Raw genomic sequence first — 15,622 nt, forward strand, 5'->3', positions numbered from 1 at the left:
TTCAAATTTAGTTCAATATAAATCAATAGGTTACAGATAGCAAGAAACCATCTTTTACAACATCGTGAACGCCTACAGGATGCAAAGAACAGGTCTAGTCGCCCTGATTCGAAAAGGAAGAAATCAATGTTGAACGCAGAAATTAGCACTCGCAAAGACAAAGCCATCTCGCGTGGCGTCGGAATGCAAACCCAAATTTACGCCGATCGGGCAAAGAACTCGGAAGTTTGGGATGTGGAGGGAAATCGTTACATCGATTTCGCCGCAGGCATTGCTGTCGTGAATACCGGCCACTGCCATCCAAAGGTCATGGCAGCAGTGGAACGGCAGATGGGGTCTTTCACCCATACCTGTCATCAAGTGCTGCCCTACGAAAACTACGTTCGGCTCGCTGAGCGCCTAAACGTAAGCGTATCCGGCGATTTCGAGAAGAAGACCATTTTCGTGACGACCGGAGCTGAAGCTGTCGAGAATGCAATCAAAGTGTCGCGTGCTTATACCGGCCGTCCGGCGGTCATCGCCTTCGGGGGTGGCTTTCATGGTCGTACCTTCATGGGCATGAGCCTCACAGGTAAAGTTGCGCCATACAAACAAGGTTTCGGGGCCATGATGCCCGACGTCTATCACGTGCCGTTCCCGATCGACGCGCATGGGGTTTCCACAGAAGACTCCATGGATGCCCTGAATAAGCTCTTCAAGGCGGATCTTGATCCGGGACGGGTCGCGGCGATCATTTTTGAACCGGTGCAAGGGGAGGGCGGATTCTATCCTGCACCTGTCGAACTTGTGCGCGAGATCCGCGCGCTTTGTGATGAGCATGGGATTGTGATGATCGCAGACGAGATCCAAACTGGCTTTGCACGGACGGGCAACCTCTTTGCCATGGATGGATATGGCGTCGCACCCGATCTGACCACGATGGCCAAAGGTCTCGCAGGTGGCTTGCCGCTTGCCGCCGTTACTGGCAAGGCCGAGATCATGGATGCCGCCGGCCCTGGTGGTCTTGGTGGAACCTATGGCGGCAACCCGCTTGGGATTGCGGCAGCCCACGCCGTTCTTGATGTAATCGAGGAAGAAGACCTCTGCGCGCGCGCAAATGAGTTGGGATCGCGTCTGCGCCAGCGGCTTGAATCGATCCGTGCCACAACTCCGGAAATCGTCGACATTCGCGGCCCAGGCTTCATGGTGGCTGCAGAATTCAACACGAGCGATGGTTCTGCTCCCAGCCCTGAATTCACCCAGAAGGTTCGCACCGAAGCTCTCAAGCGCAATCTCATCCTTTTGAGCTGCGGTGTTTATGGCAACGTCATTCGCTTCCTCGCCCCGATCACCATACAGGACGAGGTCTTTGCCGAGGCGCTGGACATTCTTGAAGCGTCTATCGCTGCCGCACGGGAGAACTGATCATGCTAAAGCTGAACGATCCTACGCTTCTCGAGACTCGCGCCTATGTGAATGGGCATTGGATCGAGAACGGCAACAGCTTTCCGGTTTTCAATCCCGCGACCGGAGAGAAGATTGCGGATGTGACAGACCTCGGCGTCGAAGACGTCGCTCTCGCCATCGACGGTGCATATGATGCCAAGGCAGCCTGGGCGGCCAAGACTGGCAAGGAACGCGGCGCAATCTTGCGCAAATGGCATGATCTGATGGTGGAGAACATCGACGATCTGGCTGCGATCCTCACCGCCGAAATGGGCAAGCCTCTGACTGAGGCCAATGGCGAGATCATGTATGGTGCGTCCTATGTCGAGTGGTTTGCCGAAGAGGCAAAACGTATCTACGGCGATGTGATCCCTGGCCATCAGCCCGACAAGCGTATTGTCGTCCTAAAGCAACCAGTAGGTGTCGTCGGCTCGATCACGCCTTGGAACTTCCCGAATGCAATGATTGCCCGAAAGGTGGCGCCCGCGCTCGCCGTTGGCTGCACCTTTGTTGCGCGTCCTGCTGAGCTGACGCCTCTATCTGCTATAGCCATGGCTGTACTCGGCGAACGCGCTGGTATTCCCAAAGGTGTGTTCAGCGTAATTCCAAGCAGTGACGCGTCTGCGGTGGGCAAGGAGCTTTGTGCCAACACGAAGGTGGCCAAGATCACCTTTACTGGCTCGACCCGCGTCGGGAAAATCCTGATGGAGCAGGGCGCTGCAACGGTAAAGAAAGTCTCGATGGAGCTTGGCGGCAACGCACCGTTCATCGTGTTCGATGACGCGGATGTCGACGCTGCTGTTGAAGGCGCTTTGATCGCCAAATACCGGAACGCCGGTCAGACATGCGTCTGCGCCAATCGGATTTACGTGCAATCGGGGGTCTACAAGGAGTTCTCCGAGAAGCTTGCAAAGCGTGTGGCGGCGCTGTCTGTCGGGGATGGTTTCGAAGAGGGGGTCGCAATCGGTCCATTGATCAACGATGCCGCCCTGTCGAAGGTCGAAGCTCACCTCGCAGATGCGATTGCCAAAGGCGCAAGAATTGCAACAGGCGGCAACCGGCATTCTCGCGGCGGGACTTTCTTTGAGCCGACCGTCGTCACCGGTGTGACCCGCGCCATGCGGGTGCAGCAGGAGGAGACCTTCGGACCGATTGCGCCGCTATTCGAGTTCGAAACAGAAGACGAAGCCGTCGAGCTGGCGAACGATACGGAGTTCGGCCTTGCCGGCTACTTTTATGCCAAGGACACCTCCCGCGTCTGGCGCGTCGCCGAACGTCTGGAGACGGGCATGGTCGGCATCAACACCGGTCTTATTTCGACGGAAGTCGCGCCATTTGGGGGCATCAAGCAATCGGGTCAAGGACGCGAAGGCTCCAAATATGGAGCCGATGATTACCTCGAACTCAAATACATGTGTTTTGGTGATATCCAGTGAGATCGCTCTACCAATTCAAGGTGTGAACTCTAGGTGAAGCGCAGTTTAAGAAATTGCGCTTTATTCTATTCAGCTCTGAATTTTCATCAGCCAGCACTCGAAGACTTACACGGGCGTTGGAAAGTCCAAGCATTTGTGCGGCGTTGTGTTGAGAGAGTGACAAATCGACTTCAAGGGCATCTGAGATGCATTCAAGCCTGTTGGTTAGGTTTTGAGCCTCGAGTATCGGCTAGCCGATCTGTCTATGGGAGCCACGGGCTCTGCGACGTCGATTATGTTTCAGGCAGATACCGGTAAAACGGTCCTCCTCGAACGATTTCTACTTTCAACCAACCAATAGATCTTGGCATAAGATGCATAATCATAGTTATGTTAAGTATTTCATTTAAGTGGTGTGCTCTCAATTAGAGAAATGTCACGCCGTCTATTTCCAGACGTCGCTATCACTGATCACAACCTTGCCAAACGCTCAATTTCTGAAACCACAAAGTCCGCTTCGACATGGTGCGGCATGTGGCCAACGCCGGGCAGAATGCTAAGTGTCGAGTTAGGAAGTTGGCTATCGAGTTTAACTCCGTGAACGCTTGCTGGTACCGTGGTATCCAAATCGCCAAAAATGATAGAGGTTGGAGTTGAGATGTTGCCATATTCAACCTCCATTCTTCCTAGATATGGTTTCAGCTCGGACACTTGTCTGGCGTTGAGCGCGAAGCTTGGCGCTCGCAAAGTGAGGGCAACACCCAAGTGATCAATGTAGCCCTTTGGAACATCATTTGGCGCAAAGACAGACGCCGTGGCAGCTTCAATGCTTCGATCGCTAGCAATTTTTGTAACGACTGGCGCTATAATACGTCTTCCAAATGACGAGCCGGTCAGCCGGTACCAAACATCTAGATCACCTGGCCACACATTCGTCGCGCCCGCTAAAGACACGAGCCCCTTAAGGCTCTTATGCTCTTGGAGGGCCCAAGCCATAGCGACAGCGCCACCATAGGAATGGCCTAACACAATTGGACTACGAACAGAAAGCTGATCCGCGGCTCGCCTAATGTAGTTCGCTTGAACAATCGGACTCTCTCCGCCGACGACCGGATCAGACCAGCCCAAACCTGGGCGGTCGAAACTCGCAACCCTAAACCCACGTTCTGCGAGCTTATCCGCAAAGGAAAAGGTGAAATCTCGCCCATTGCCGCTTGCTCCATGAATTAGAACAACGTCAGGGCCTTGCCCACGGATGTCGGCGTAAATTCTAGCTCCATCGACCAGTGCAAAGTGTGATGGCCGTTCAGGTAGTTCGCGATTTATCGGTTGGTCCATATCAAGGATATGATCACCGCAGCCTGAAATTCCAGTGCATGCGGGCACCAAAAATAAACCCAAACCAAAGGCGCGGCGGGTCAGTCTCCTATGACGCTGTCGGGGCATCTGTGACTTCTTGTTTTTGAGGACATTTCAAATCGTACAGGCCCAAGGTTTGCCCGCGTTTCCTTAAGACTATTCACGTAGAACAACGCCCGAGGGTTAAACAGTTTCGGAGCAAAGGTCTTAGTGTCAGGCGGCTTAGCCTGGGGGTCTACGCCGCCTGACCTTAACGCTGGTCTTATTTGGGTACGAGCACAGCGTTAACAACGTGAATCACGCCATTCGACTGATTGACGTCGGAGATGGTTACAAGGCTAGCGTTTCCGCTTTCGTCGTAGATATACAGTTTGCTGCCTTTAACCTGCGCTGACAGGGCGTCGCCCGAAACCGCGTTAAAATGATAGAAGCCGTCAGAAGATGCGCGCGCTTGGCGTGCGATTTCATCGGCAGACCAGTTTCCTGCTACTACGTGTGCAGTCAGCACCTTAACCAAAAGATCTTTGTTCTCGGGACGAAGAAGCGTCTCTACGGTTCCTGCAGGAAGCGCTTCAAAAGCGGAGTTCACAGGAGCAAAAACAGTGAATGGTCCGGGACCTTGGAGGGTTTCAACGAGGCCAGCCGCTTGAACAGCCGCAACCAATGTTGTGTGATCGGCCGAGTTAACCGCGTTTTCAACGATGTTCATGGTCGGGAACATTGCTGCTCCGCCAACCATAGGGTTACCGGTTTCTGCGTGGCTTTCTGCGAAAGCCGCAGAGGCGAAAGTCAGCGCTGCAAATGCTGTAGCGAGTTTGGATGCAAGTTTCATAAGTTTCTCCTCTAGGATTAGACCCGCAATCGCTTGCGGTTGGAGAAGCCACGAAACGAAGGGCTAGATAGTTTCAGCCCCTCGTAAATAATTTTGCATCAAAGAAGTTACCTGTGGCCAGAATAGTTCCGGTCGGCGCGCCGGTGGGCGATCCGCCTTTCGGTTCATCTGACACAGCCAAAATCCCGCCATCGATTAATGCCGCAATCTCGGACGTTATTTCAAAGAGGCTTTCACCATCGGCAGAGATTACGCCCAACGATACAGGCGCTTCGGCAGTGGCACCGATAACCCAAAGTTCAAAGTCGCGCCCGACTGCCGGCTTGCCCAGCTCAGGGATCACTTTGAACAAGTTTCCGTTCGGAGCATACCCAGCCTCGATATGAAGTGACCCATCGGCGGATTTCAAAGTAGCGTGCAGTGTCGGATTAAAGGCAGGGCCGCGAAGCGCTGGAGAGAGTAATAGGAAGGCGACCACGGCAATCGCTGCCAGAGCGGGGAACGCGAACCACCCCCAATTAAATCGCCGCTTCGGCTCTGTGCCGTTCAACCGATCAAGCAATTTGGTTTTTGTCTGTGCCGATGGTGTTTCTTCCGGCAGGTCCTCAACCAATATCGAGAACTCTTGCTCCCAAAAAGCCACAAGAGCGCGCAGCTGTGGTTCTACTGCTAGGCGTGTTTCGAAGTGCCGCTCTGCTTCCGCGTCGAGCAGGCGCAAGACGTATTCAGCGCTTAGCGCCTCATCGTCCATTATGTCCTCTCGGTCGCTCATCGCGATAAGCACTCCTTTAAAGATATGAGGCTGCGGCGCAGCCATGTTCGCATGGTATTCAGCGGCACATTAAATTTGGTGGCAAGGTCCTGATAGGTCGCCCCGTCTAAATATGCTGCTTTGACGGCGCTTGCCCGATCAGGTGGTAGTTCTTGGAAACAAGCATCAATCCTACGCCGCTCAGAGGCTGCTATGCTCGTCTCTTCAGGACCGGGGCGCTTCTCTGCAATTTCACTGACACTATCGATGTCGACATAATTGCTTCGGAGCGTCCTTAATCGATCAATAGAGAGGTTGCGAGCAACGGTTATCAGCCATGTCATTGGACTATGCCCCGTAACGGCATATCGGTCCGCCCTTGCCCAAATCCGAAGGTAGACGTCTTGCAGCGCGTCCTCTGCCTCAGACCGACTTTTCAAGACGCGCAAGCAGACGCTAAAGAGCTTCCTGTTCGTTACATCATAGAGATCTGCCAGCGCAGCCCGATCACGAAGCGCAATTCTGCCGATCAGAATTTCTATGTCATTGCGATCGGTCATGCCTGCCTTAGGTAAATGATACGGCCTTTTAAGCTCCGCACTCGCATGACAGAATTGGCCCCAGTCGGCAAACTTTTTCAACTGGGACCATTACATTTCAGTTTGTTTTAACCGCTTATAATAGGCCGTTCATCACATCCCAAGCGAGGCTGCAAAGCCAGTAATCCCGCCCATACCCAGATCAGCCTTCAACGATGCTGCACCTGTTTCAAGGTCGATCTCATAAAGACCCGCCGTCGCTGCGCCTTCCAATTGCAGGATCGCAAGAGCCATGTTTTCACCCTCGGCACCTGACACAATATCAAAGCCGCCCATAGGGGCCAGATCAACCGACATGCCGTCCACGGTGATTTTACCGACCGTGGCGAGCGTACCTTCGTTGTTTGCAAGGCTGATCAGAGAGTCGTTTTCAGCATCAAGCGCATACTGGAAAGTTCCGCTCGCTTTGGCGCCGTTGATCGCATTGGTGTACGCGTTGGCATAAACCATTGGGGTGGTGCCGAATGCTGCATCACCTTCGGCATAAGCGAGGTCTTTGAAGCGACGAACAGAGCCTGCACGTTCATCGTTGTCACCAAAGCCAGCCGGGAAATACACGAGGTTGTCGCCAGTGGTTGAAACCGCGCGCACCGCATCAATGGCGTTGTTGAAGTCGAGAGCAACCATTGCGTCTTGGCCGATAGTAGCGCCATCCATGAACATCGCGCCGAGGTCGGTCATCTCTCCGCTCATCGGATCAATTTTTCCGATCTTGCCATCGGTAAAGCCCAGAAGCTCGCCCGTTACAGGACGCCAAGCAATCGCTTTAACCGGTGTCGCGAGGTTAAACGTCATCACATCAGCCGGTGCGTTGATATCTACCATCACGACCAAGGTCGTTCCATTGTCGGCAAGTGCATAACCAGAGACGGACGCATGACCAGCCGCTAGAACGGGGCCCGCAGCAAGGGCAATCAAGGATGTCACAATAGCTTGGGTTTTCATCGAAGTTCCTTTCAGTTTCACAAACGCGCACGATTTTCCAAGGTGCTCGTCGGTAGTCACGAAAAGACGGGGTATAAAGTTTCAGGGAACTATGAATTTTTTGATCGGCGGCAGTAAAACAGCTAAGAACAAAGTATTGCGCACGTTCTGTATTTCCTGAGGTGTGCTAAGTCGTCCCGCAAGCAATGTTTTTGTTCAACAAAAACAGGATGATATTTTTTAAAGTACGCTTAACGCTTTCTTAACCTTTGCAACCAACTTGATCTCTAACGGGACCAAGAAAAGGTATGAGCAAATCAAAAGGCGGTAGGCCAAGACAGTTACAGAATAAAACGCGCACGGTTGCAATTCGGCTCACTGAACGTGAGTACGAGACGCTTGTCCATCGATCTGCTGGCAGGCCGATCTCGTCGACATTGCGGACGCTGGCTTTTGCAACTCAGAAACGTCAGCGCCCAAATGTTGATGTGGCCAATCTGGAGCGATGGCGAGAATTAGGGACCTTGAGTGAGAGGCTCTCGGCGATCATTCGGATAATCGCAAAACAAAACGACCATCATTGGGCCCCTACCCTAGCAACCTTTGAACGTATTTTGACTGCGCTTGAAGAGGCTCGGATAGACCTCCTCAAAGAGGCAGCCCTATGATCGGTACGCTTCACAAAGTGACATCGTCCGAACGGTTGGTGACCTATCTCAGTACCGACTACGACAAGGCCGGCAATTTTCGCCCGAGAGCGGATGTAGTCATGAGCAACATTGGAACAGGACCCAATCAGATTGTCCGCCACCTTCGTGCTCTGACGCAACTGCGGCCCGACATTCGAAGGCCGTTATCTCATATCGTTCTTGCTGCTGCACCAGAAGATCGATCCTTCCGCGATCAACTCTGGAGAAAGCTTATTCGCTCGTGGTGCAAAGAGATGGGCTACGAAAGCTATGCAGCGTTCTGCCACGGTTCACATGTCCATATAGTTGCTAGCCGCATCCTAGTTAGCCGCCAATTAGTGTCTGATCGATTTGATTATCGCCGCAGCGAGGCCGTTATTAGAACTCTCGAAGAGCGGTTTGACCTTAAGCGGACGCCGCCGTCACACCTATGGGAACCGAGCGTAAAGACTTCGCATGTTGCGGCGCCTAGTCATTCCGAACTTGCGCTCGCTGAGCGCGGGCAGCTGTCCGCAAAACGATACATTCAAACCGCGCTGAGTGAACTGACCTCAAAACCAACGGCGATTTCCGATCTTGTTGCGGCTTTGTCTGACCTAGGTATCGCTACGCGAACCCGCTTTGGCCATGCCAGCAGCATCCTCGGTTTTTCATTCAGTTATGCGGGGTATGTCTTCCGAGGATCCGCCCTCGGCCACGCGTTTACTCAGCAATCTTTCATCCAGAGGGGAATTACGTATGACCAAAATACAGAATTTGAAAAACTTAAGCAGGCAAACGCTTACAGCCGCGGCAGCACCGCTGTCTCAGCAGATAGAGAGGCTCAGCACGTTGATCGAGAACGACCTTCAACTTCGACAGTCGATAATGAAGCAAGCCAAAGATCAGAGCGCGGCAATAGCCGAAAAGGACAAAACGATCGCGACCGCAAAAAAGAGGCTCCAGAAGTACCAGGCCCAAGTCGACACGTTGAAGCACAAAGTGACAAAACAGGAACGCGACCGAAAGCTCCTCATGACCGCATGCGGTATCCTAGCCCTGATGACGACACTCAGTCTTTTCTACGTGACCATCGCGCCAAACAGCTGAGTTTGATCGAGGCTATCAATTGGACCGCGTTCAGACCACAAGAGCCCCCAGACGACACCAATGAAAATTCATAGATGGCCAGGCAAGCTTTCTTGAATGTGCTGAACAAAAGTATCGGCATCAACATTAAGTGCCTTAAGGATCACCAAAGCTTCGACCAAATCGAGACGCCGTTCGCAGAGTTCGTATTTTGCGACAAATGACGGAGGTTTATCCAAGATCGTCGCGAGCTTCGCTTGCGATAATTGGGCTTCGTGTCGTGCTCTAACGAGGTCTGCAACAAACTGCCTGTACGCGTCCAAGTGCAAAGCGCCCGCCATGTCTGCCCTCATTTTTTGACTAGACACGGGCTTACAGCTACTTAAGAATACTCCCAAAAAGGGAGTGAAAAATGAACCACAACAAACATCAGACGCTAACGTCGATCGAGGATATCGAACCAATGATCGCTTCAGTACGGAGGCAAATCCGGAAGTCTGAGAGTGGTCACTGTCGGTTGGAGGAAGGTTTGGCTTTTACAGTCATGCTCACTCAAGAACAGGCGCGTATTTACTCAAACTTAGGGTACATTGATGAGGTTAACTGCACTGAACATGTCCTAAGCCAAAAGGGCATTGCAGAAGCTATCCAGCTCACCATCGATTTTGCCCAGCAAGATGAACAGCGCCGTGCGCTTCAAGGCCATGTTCTAGACTTGCGCCGCATTCTTGAAGGGCATTTTCCGGCAGAGGTCCTGAACGCTTATGCGGGAGATGTTAGCGAAATCCTCGGCGATGAAAGTATCGTTAGCCTGCAATTAAGAAAATCGAAGCTAGGGCGTGCAATCGCTTCAAACTATGCTTGTCTTGGGCCAGACGATCCAAACACGGACGATTGCACCAATCGAACATCGCAAGGGATACCCGTATGAAGAAAGTCAAAACACAGAAGCTGGCCGAGGCGCGATCTCTAGCCGAAGAACCAAAAGTATCGCAAACTAAGCAGCAACGTCTCAAAGCGATGCCAACGAGATCCGCAGTACACTTTGATGACGGAATACTCGACGAAATCGCTCTTATGGCTTTGGATAACAAAGAATAGACCAATCTAGACACCCACAAATTCGTCTATTCTTAAATAACTCACTGAAAGTGTGGGGTAGACCTGTTCAAGGACAAAGTCGTTCGACAAGGTCATCTCGGCGTTGGCGCGGAGTAGTGAAGTTTAACGAGGAACAGCATCAGGCACAACGGTTTATCCCCGCGGATGCGGGGAACAGATCACGGAATGTCCGTCGTCATCTTCAAGTGGGATTGGATTTATCAGCAATATTGAGAGCACTCACCAATGATAAAAGTTATCTAATTTCAAATTGCGAAGGTCGCAGGCGTCAGTTCAGCGCTCGTAGAGCGGACTTTGATTGGCCGGCGTGGGGTTCGTTTGCATTCGGATCAAAAGGTGCTTATTGCCTGATTTTCAACGCGGCATACTTCGGTTTGAGATGGGTCTTCGTTTTACGCGAGAGTCGAGGCCGTCTTCACACGGATCGCGGCGGCACTTCATACAGCGGTGAAAATCCAGATCACCAATCTGAATGAAAATGAACCAAAGGAAATTGAACAACGGATCAATGGCCGCAGCACTGCGGCTAATCTTGAAGTGCTGAAATAGAAAGCGCGATGTCATGCCGAAACAATTGTTATTCATTCTCCCGTCTTAAGAGCGTTTGTTATGATAATCCCTAGCTGCTCTTTTGTTCCCTAGGGTCGATGAGAAATAGGCACCAAAAGTTCTACTGCAGGCTCTGCCATGCCTTGGCTATTGATTGATATTTGATAGGTGCGTCCTTGATCCAAACTAGGTTCATCTAAACCTTCGCAGGCAGACGTGACGAAAACCGTATGGAAATCATGTCCACCAAATGCTGGACATGACGAGTGAACCCCTGCGACCGGATAGAACTCTATCAACGATCCGTTCGGTGAATAACGGGCCACCCTTCCCTCGCCCCATTGAGCGTTCAGAATACAACCGTCGCCATCTACGATCGAACCATCTGGATAGAGATCTTCGGGAGCAAGATCGATAAAAACCTGCGGTTCTCCAATGGGCCACCCGTCTGGGTCCAGCAAAACCTGCATGATTTTCTGCGTAAGAGTGCAAGCGAAATATGCGCGATCACCGTTTGGCGAAAAGCAGATCGAGTTGGGGATGGTAATGTTGTCAAAGAGCTTGACTAACTCACCTTTGAAAAAGCGATAAATTGCGCCTGCATTTGGTTCAGCATTTTTTCCCATAGTGCCGATCCAAAACCCACCCTGGCGATCTGCTCGGCCATCGTTTGAGCGTGTGATCGGATTGTCAGCCTCGAGCGGTACGATCAATTCGCGTTCACCTGTCGGAATGGCAAAATGCCAAAGACCAGTTTCTGAAGCGATTAAAAGGCTGTCGTGATCGATCCAACCAGCTGCCGAAACATGTTCGTCGAATTGCCACTCAAGTTCGGTGTTTTCGATTCTGCTGAGAAGTTTTTTTCCGATAATATCGAACCAAAACAATTGCTTGCGAAAAGGGTGCCAGAGTGGGCCTTCGCCCAAAATGCTGTTGCGGGAGTCGAAAACTGTAGCGCTCATCTGAATACCTCATCATAGCGGTTCACGATGGCAGTGGCGCGTGTTGCCACAGTGTCGGCTGTGTCCCCTGGGCAATAAAGTGCCGTTCCGATGCCAAATCCGTTCGCGCCCGCTGCGGCCCAATCTGCGAAATTGTCAGGCCCAGCACCGCCAACGGCGAGGACTTCGGTGTTTGAAGGGAGCACGGCTCGTATCGCCCGCAGTCCATCTGGGCCAAGTAACGATCCAGGAAATATTTTAAGCCCATCAGCACCATGTCGAAGTGCCGCAAAGCACTCAGTTGGCGTCATGACGCCCGGATAGGACAACAGCCCCAGGGATTTCGTTGTCGTGATCACTTCAGTATTGGTATCGGGTGAGACGATCAAAACGCCTCCTGCGTCTTTGACGCTGCGCACGTCGTCAGGTGTCAAAACCGTCCCTGCGCCGATAATCGCTTTCGTCCCAAATGCGTTTGCCATCCGTTCAATCGAATGCAGCGGGTCCGGGGAATTTAGCGGCACTTCGACTTTTGAAATGCCGGCATCGATCAGCGCACCCGTGACGGTGACCGCGTCTAACGGCGTTATTCCTCTGAGGATAGCGACGATATTACGGGTCATGTCCGGTCCTTTATGCTGGAATATGCAACGATGAGGCCCAGTCGAACGAGTCCACCCCCATCAGAAATCGTGGCGTTCGCGCCATTGGCGGTCAATCCTCGTTTGTAGAGGTCGGATAGAGCATCGGCGCCAATAATGACCGTAGGTTTTCCGTTCCACAGATGTTTCATCGCGGTGATCTCTTGGCCAATCAGATGCCCTGAAAGACGACCTGTTAATACGTCAGAGGACGTGCCGTGCACCAGACTGGACGCGCGAATGGAGAATAAGTCGGCAAGAGTGGTCTCTTCGACTACGGCGTCGTCAAATGAGGTGTCGTTCCAGTCTGGCCCAGCAGAGTGTCTGAGGATCGAGTGACCGCGCAGAAGTGCGAACAATTCGCCTGTCATGACCGTACGGAAATGTTCGATCTGACCATCACTGATCTGAACCCATTTCGTGTGAGTCCCAGGTAAACAAAGAACACCTTTGAAATTCGGGTTCTTTGTCAAAAAGCCCGCGATTTGTGTTTCTTCGCCGCGCATGACGTCGGCTGGGTCGCTCTGACTTGCGCCACTGAGAATGCGGACATTTAATCGTGGATCTTTGGTACAAACCTCAATGAAACCAGTCCCAGAGGCAATACATGGTACACTGACATAAGGGGCTTCTTTCCAGCCCTGACGTGCACCTGCCATGCCGCAAATGATGACGTCAGTGGGTCCGTCAATCAGGTCCCCGATAAGGTCGAGGAGAACGCCCTCGTATTGTTCAGGGGTCAGACCGCCCATACCCTGAGGTGAAGTGCGTTCAGCCTTGACCGAATGATCTGCGCCCATGAGCCATAGGCGCAGATTTGATGTTCCCCAATCGACTGCGATCCAATCGGCCAACATTTTAGGACAGATCAGATGGAAGCACGGCTTCGGGGATGTTCTGGTAGCACACGGGGCGCAAGAACCGGCGAATGGCCATCGTGCCGACCGATGTTGCCCCGAAATTGGTCGAGGCAGGGTAGGGTCCGCCGTGGACCATTGCATCGCAAACTTCGACGCCTGTTGGGAACCCATTCGCGAGGATACGTCCAGCCTTGCGCTCCAAAATCGGGAGCAAGGCACAAGCATCTGCAACGTCAGCGTCGTCCATGTGGATGGTGCAGGTCAACTGCCCCTGCAAGTGACGTGCAATTTTATGCATTTCGTCTATATCTGCGACGCGAACGACTAGACCCAGCGGTCCGAAAACTTCTTCGCCAAGGATTTCGTTCTCTAACCATTCTTTACCTGTTGTGGCGAACAAATACGGAGTGGCGTTGCGCTGGTCACACATAGAGGTCAGCAGCTCTTGGACACCCTTGGTTCCAGCGATCTGATCGCGGCCTGCGCGATATGCAGCGGCGATGCCGTCGGTCAACATGGTCTGAGCGCCCATTGGTGCAAGCGCTTCTGTTGCAGCAGAAATAAAGTTATCCGCATCAGGCCCATCAATGACGACCGCAATGCCTGGATTTGTACAGAATTGCCCCGCGCCCATGGTGAGCGACCCAGCCCAACCCGCCGCGATCGCAGCACCGCGGTTTGCAAGGGCTGCGGGCATAAAGAACATAGGGTTCACACTGCCCAATTCACCGAAGAACGGAATGGGCTCGGGGCGTCGTGCACAAAGATCAAACAGGGCGCGACCACCAGCCAACGAACCCGTAAAGCCAACAGCTTTGATCAGCGGATGCTCGACGAGGGATTGGCCAACGTCGCGCTTTCCGCCTTGGATCAGACTAAATACCCCATGGTGAATGCCACATTTCGCGATGGCTGCGTGCACTGCCTCTGCGATGATTTCACCAGTGCCTGGGTGGGCAGAATGGCCTTTTACCACAACGGGGCAGCCAGCCGCGAGTGCCGATGCAGTATCGCCGCCCGCTGTCGAAAATGCGAGCGGGAAGTTCGAAGCGCCGAATACGGCAACGGGCCCGATCGGACGTTGCATCATGCGAATGTCAGGACGGGGCAAAGGTTGGCGATCAGGTTGGGCCGCATCATAGCGGCGATCAAGGTATGCACCGTCGAGGATATGTTGTGCAAAAAGGCGCAGCTGGCCAACTGTTCGTCCGTGTTCCCCTTGAAGGCGCGCTTCGGGGAGGCCCGTTTCTTGGCTGCCAATTTCGGTGATTGCCTCAGCGCGGGCCTCAATTTCGTCGGCAATGGCGTTTAGAAATGCAGCACGCTCTTCACGTGTTGAATACCCATAAGTCCAAAATGCGTCTTCGGCTGCTTTCGCGGCCTGATCAATGAGTTGCGGCGTGCCAATGCTAAAAGCGTGGGCGGGGCCGTGGGCGGGTTCTGAGGTAAATGTGCTATCAGAACCGATCCATTGACCAGCGATTAGGTGTTTCCCGTGGGGTGTAAAGGTCATGACTCTATCCTTTATTTGCCCCAGCGCAGCGCCAGAACGTCCATATCTTTTGACAATTGAAGCAACCGATCTTTGGTCCTCTGGCTCATTGGTTTTAGAGGGTGACGAACGTGATCTGATTTGATTACGCCGCCTGCTTGCATAACAGTTTTCGCTGCACGCAGACCACATTGGCGGTTTTCGTGGTTGATAAGTGGCAAACATTTTTCCCATTGAGCCAGCGCCGCCTCAACATTTCCGGCCCGATAGTCCATGACGATTGGGCGAATTTTTTCGGGCTGAAGGGCCGATGTCATGGTGCCCGTGGAGCCTGCATCGAGATCGGCAAGAAGCGTTACAGCCTCTTCGCCATCAAAGGGCCCAACGATGGACTCGCCACCCTGTTCGATCAGGGCCGCGAGCTTGTCCGCCGCGAAGGGCGTTTCGATTTTGAAATAGCTGACATTCTCGAGCTCTTTCGCCATGCGAACAAGCAGCGGGACGGACAAATTACAGCCAGAGAGTGGTGCGTCTTGAACCATAATCGGAATTGAAATCGCATTCGAGACGGCTTGGAAGTGTTCGTAAACGCCAGCTTCGGCAGGCACTAGACCAACGCCGTGATATGGCGGCATCATCATGACCATCGACGCGCCCAAGGCCTGAGCTTCGACGGCGCGTTTGACGACAATCTCGGTCGCAAAGTGGCTGATGGTGACGATCACTGGAACTCGGCCAGCGACATGTTCAAGTGAGATGCGCGTCAGGATCGCACGCTCTTCGTCGGACAAGAGGAACTGTTCAGAGTAGTTGGCAAGAATACAGATTGCATCGACGCCTTGATCGATCATGCAGTCCAAAACGCGGCGCATGCCGTCTTCGTCAACTCGACCATCATCGAAAAACGGTGTGGGTGCGACGGGCAGAATGCCAGTGAGTGCCTGTTTCATAGGTT

16 protein-coding genes are annotated in these 15,622 nt (G+C 52.9%); 5 read left to right on the forward strand and 11 right to left on the reverse strand.

Going from position 1 to position 15,622, the window contains the following annotated elements; genetic code table 11:
• Window positions 1-126: 126 nt before the first annotated feature.
• Window positions 127-1,404, forward strand: a complete 1,278-nt coding sequence (locus tag AC07ED_RS00995) for a 4-aminobutyrate--2-oxoglutarate transaminase (RefSeq protein ID WP_105236705.1) — start codon at window positions 127-129, stop codon at window positions 1,402-1,404.
• A 2-nt stretch (window positions 1,405-1,406) separates the two neighbouring features.
• Window positions 1,407-2,861, forward strand: a complete 1,455-nt coding sequence (locus AC07ED_RS01000; protein WP_105236706.1) for an NAD-dependent succinate-semialdehyde dehydrogenase — start codon at window positions 1,407-1,409, stop codon at window positions 2,859-2,861.
• A gap of 450 nt (window positions 2,862-3,311) precedes the next feature.
• Here AC07ED_RS01000 and AC07ED_RS01005 read toward each other — a convergent pair whose 3' ends face one another.
• From AC07ED_RS01005 to AC07ED_RS01025, 5 genes are all read right to left on the reverse strand, one after another.
• Entirely contained in the window at window positions 3,312-4,286 is a 975-nt protein-coding gene (locus AC07ED_RS01005; protein ID WP_105236707.1) for an alpha/beta fold hydrolase, read from the reverse strand.
• 175 nt (window positions 4,287-4,461) lie between these two features.
• Window positions 4,462-5,031: a fasciclin domain-containing protein gene (locus tag AC07ED_RS01010; RefSeq protein ID WP_105236708.1), complete on the reverse strand. Its 570-nt coding sequence runs from the start codon at window positions 5,029-5,031 to the stop codon at window positions 4,462-4,464.
• Between the two features lie 73 nt (window positions 5,032-5,104).
• Window positions 5,105-5,803, reverse strand: a complete 699-nt coding sequence (locus AC07ED_RS01015) for an anti-sigma factor domain-containing protein (RefSeq protein WP_158664606.1) — start codon at window positions 5,801-5,803, stop codon at window positions 5,105-5,107.
• Window positions 5,800-6,342: a sigma-70 family RNA polymerase sigma factor gene (locus AC07ED_RS01020; protein ID WP_105236710.1), complete on the reverse strand. Its 543-nt coding sequence runs from the start codon at window positions 6,340-6,342 to the stop codon at window positions 5,800-5,802. Before AC07ED_RS01020 ends, AC07ED_RS01015 begins: the two co-directional genes overlap by 4 nt.
• A 132-nt stretch (window positions 6,343-6,474) precedes the next feature.
• Entirely contained in the window at window positions 6,475-7,326 is an 852-nt protein-coding gene (locus tag AC07ED_RS01025) for a DUF4394 domain-containing protein (protein ID WP_105236711.1), read from the reverse strand.
• Between the two features lie 643 nt (window positions 7,327-7,969).
• On the opposite strand from AC07ED_RS01025, the gene AC07ED_RS01030 reads away from it, so the two are divergent.
• The gene (locus AC07ED_RS01030) at window positions 7,970-9,157 is read left to right on the forward strand and encodes a relaxase/mobilization nuclease domain-containing protein (RefSeq protein WP_158664607.1); all 1,188 of its coding nucleotides are present in this window, start codon (window positions 7,970-7,972) and stop codon (window positions 9,155-9,157) included.
• Here AC07ED_RS01030 and AC07ED_RS01035 read toward each other — a convergent pair.
• Window positions 9,152-9,403: a helix-turn-helix domain-containing protein gene (locus AC07ED_RS01035; protein WP_105236714.1), complete on the reverse strand. Its 252-nt coding sequence runs from the start codon at window positions 9,401-9,403 to the stop codon at window positions 9,152-9,154. The genes AC07ED_RS01030 and AC07ED_RS01035 overlap by 6 nt on opposite strands.
• A 71-nt stretch (window positions 9,404-9,474) precedes the next feature.
• On the opposite strand from AC07ED_RS01035, the gene AC07ED_RS01040 reads away from it, so the two are divergent.
• A complete protein-coding gene (locus AC07ED_RS01040; RefSeq protein ID WP_105236715.1) occupies window positions 9,475-9,993 on the forward strand; it encodes a hypothetical protein in 519 nt (172 codons plus the stop codon).
• Entirely contained in the window at window positions 9,990-10,163 is a 174-nt protein-coding gene (locus tag AC07ED_RS01045; RefSeq protein ID WP_158664608.1) for a hypothetical protein, read from the forward strand. Before AC07ED_RS01040 ends, AC07ED_RS01045 begins: the two co-directional genes overlap by 4 nt.
• 659 nt (window positions 10,164-10,822) lie before the next feature.
• Here the strand turns inward: AC07ED_RS01045 and AC07ED_RS01050 are convergent.
• The 5 genes from AC07ED_RS01050 to AC07ED_RS01070 are packed head-to-tail and all read right to left on the reverse strand — an operon-like array spanning window position 10,823 to window position 15,617.
• Entirely contained in the window at window positions 10,823-11,695 is an 873-nt protein-coding gene (locus AC07ED_RS01050; RefSeq protein WP_105236716.1) for an SMP-30/gluconolactonase/LRE family protein, read from the reverse strand.
• Window positions 11,692-12,297 carry a 2-dehydro-3-deoxy-6-phosphogalactonate aldolase gene (locus AC07ED_RS01055; RefSeq protein WP_105236717.1) on the reverse strand — a complete coding sequence of 202 codons (606 nt, stop codon included), beginning with the start codon at window positions 12,295-12,297 and terminating at the stop codon, window positions 11,692-11,694. Before AC07ED_RS01055 ends, AC07ED_RS01050 begins: the two co-directional genes overlap by 4 nt.
• Window positions 12,294-13,172, reverse strand: a complete 879-nt coding sequence (locus AC07ED_RS01060; RefSeq protein WP_105236718.1) for a 2-dehydro-3-deoxygalactonokinase — start codon at window positions 13,170-13,172, stop codon at window positions 12,294-12,296. The genes AC07ED_RS01055 and AC07ED_RS01060 overlap by 4 nt, the downstream gene beginning before the upstream one ends.
• Before the next feature lies 1 nt (window position 13,173).
• The gene (locus tag AC07ED_RS01065) at window positions 13,174-14,688 is read right to left on the reverse strand and encodes an aldehyde dehydrogenase (NADP(+)) (RefSeq protein ID WP_105236719.1); all 1,515 of its coding nucleotides are present in this window, start codon (window positions 14,686-14,688) and stop codon (window positions 13,174-13,176) included.
• Window positions 14,689-14,699: 11 nt separating this feature from the next.
• Entirely contained in the window at window positions 14,700-15,617 is a 918-nt protein-coding gene (locus AC07ED_RS01070; protein ID WP_105236720.1) for a dihydrodipicolinate synthase family protein, read from the reverse strand.
• Window positions 15,618-15,622 lie beyond the last annotated feature (5 nt).

This window comes from Aestuarium zhoushanense (genome assembly GCF_056431045.1).

Coding starts and splice junctions, on each gene's coding strand:
- AC07ED_RS01000 (WP_105236706.1), top strand. CDS start 1,407: ATGCTAAAGCTGAACGATCCTACGCTTCTCGAGACTCGCGCCTATGTG.
- AC07ED_RS01050 (WP_105236716.1), bottom strand. CDS start 11,695: ATGAGCGCTACAGTTTTCGACTCCCGCAACAGCATTTTGGGCGAAGGC.
- AC07ED_RS01035 (WP_105236714.1), bottom strand. CDS start 9,403: ATGGCGGGCGCTTTGCACTTGGACGCGTACAGGCAGTTTGTTGCAGAC.
- AC07ED_RS01040 (WP_105236715.1), top strand. CDS start 9,475: ATGAACCACAACAAACATCAGACGCTAACGTCGATCGAGGATATCGAA.
- AC07ED_RS01060 (WP_105236718.1), bottom strand. CDS start 13,172: ATGTTGGCCGATTGGATCGCAGTCGATTGGGGAACATCAAATCTGCGC.
- AC07ED_RS01055 (WP_105236717.1), bottom strand. CDS start 12,297: ATGACCCGTAATATCGTCGCTATCCTCAGAGGAATAACGCCGTTAGAC.
- AC07ED_RS01030 (WP_158664607.1), top strand. CDS start 7,970: ATGATCGGTACGCTTCACAAAGTGACATCGTCCGAACGGTTGGTGACC.
- AC07ED_RS01005 (WP_105236707.1), bottom strand. CDS start 4,286: ATGCCCCGACAGCGTCATAGGAGACTGACCCGCCGCGCCTTTGGTTTG.
- AC07ED_RS01070 (WP_105236720.1), bottom strand. CDS start 15,617: ATGAAACAGGCACTCACTGGCATTCTGCCCGTCGCACCCACACCGTTT.
- AC07ED_RS01065 (WP_105236719.1), bottom strand. CDS start 14,688: ATGACCTTTACACCCCACGGGAAACACCTAATCGCTGGTCAATGGATC.
- AC07ED_RS01015 (WP_158664606.1), bottom strand. CDS start 5,803: ATGAGCGACCGAGAGGACATAATGGACGATGAGGCGCTAAGCGCTGAA.
- AC07ED_RS00995 (WP_105236705.1), top strand. CDS start 127: ATGTTGAACGCAGAAATTAGCACTCGCAAAGACAAAGCCATCTCGCGT.
- AC07ED_RS01010 (WP_105236708.1), bottom strand. CDS start 5,031: ATGAAACTTGCATCCAAACTCGCTACAGCATTTGCAGCGCTGACTTTC.
- AC07ED_RS01020 (WP_105236710.1), bottom strand. CDS start 6,342: ATGACCGATCGCAATGACATAGAAATTCTGATCGGCAGAATTGCGCTT.
- AC07ED_RS01025 (WP_105236711.1), bottom strand. CDS start 7,326: ATGAAAACCCAAGCTATTGTGACATCCTTGATTGCCCTTGCTGCGGGC.
- AC07ED_RS01045 (WP_158664608.1), top strand. CDS start 9,990: ATGAAGAAAGTCAAAACACAGAAGCTGGCCGAGGCGCGATCTCTAGCC.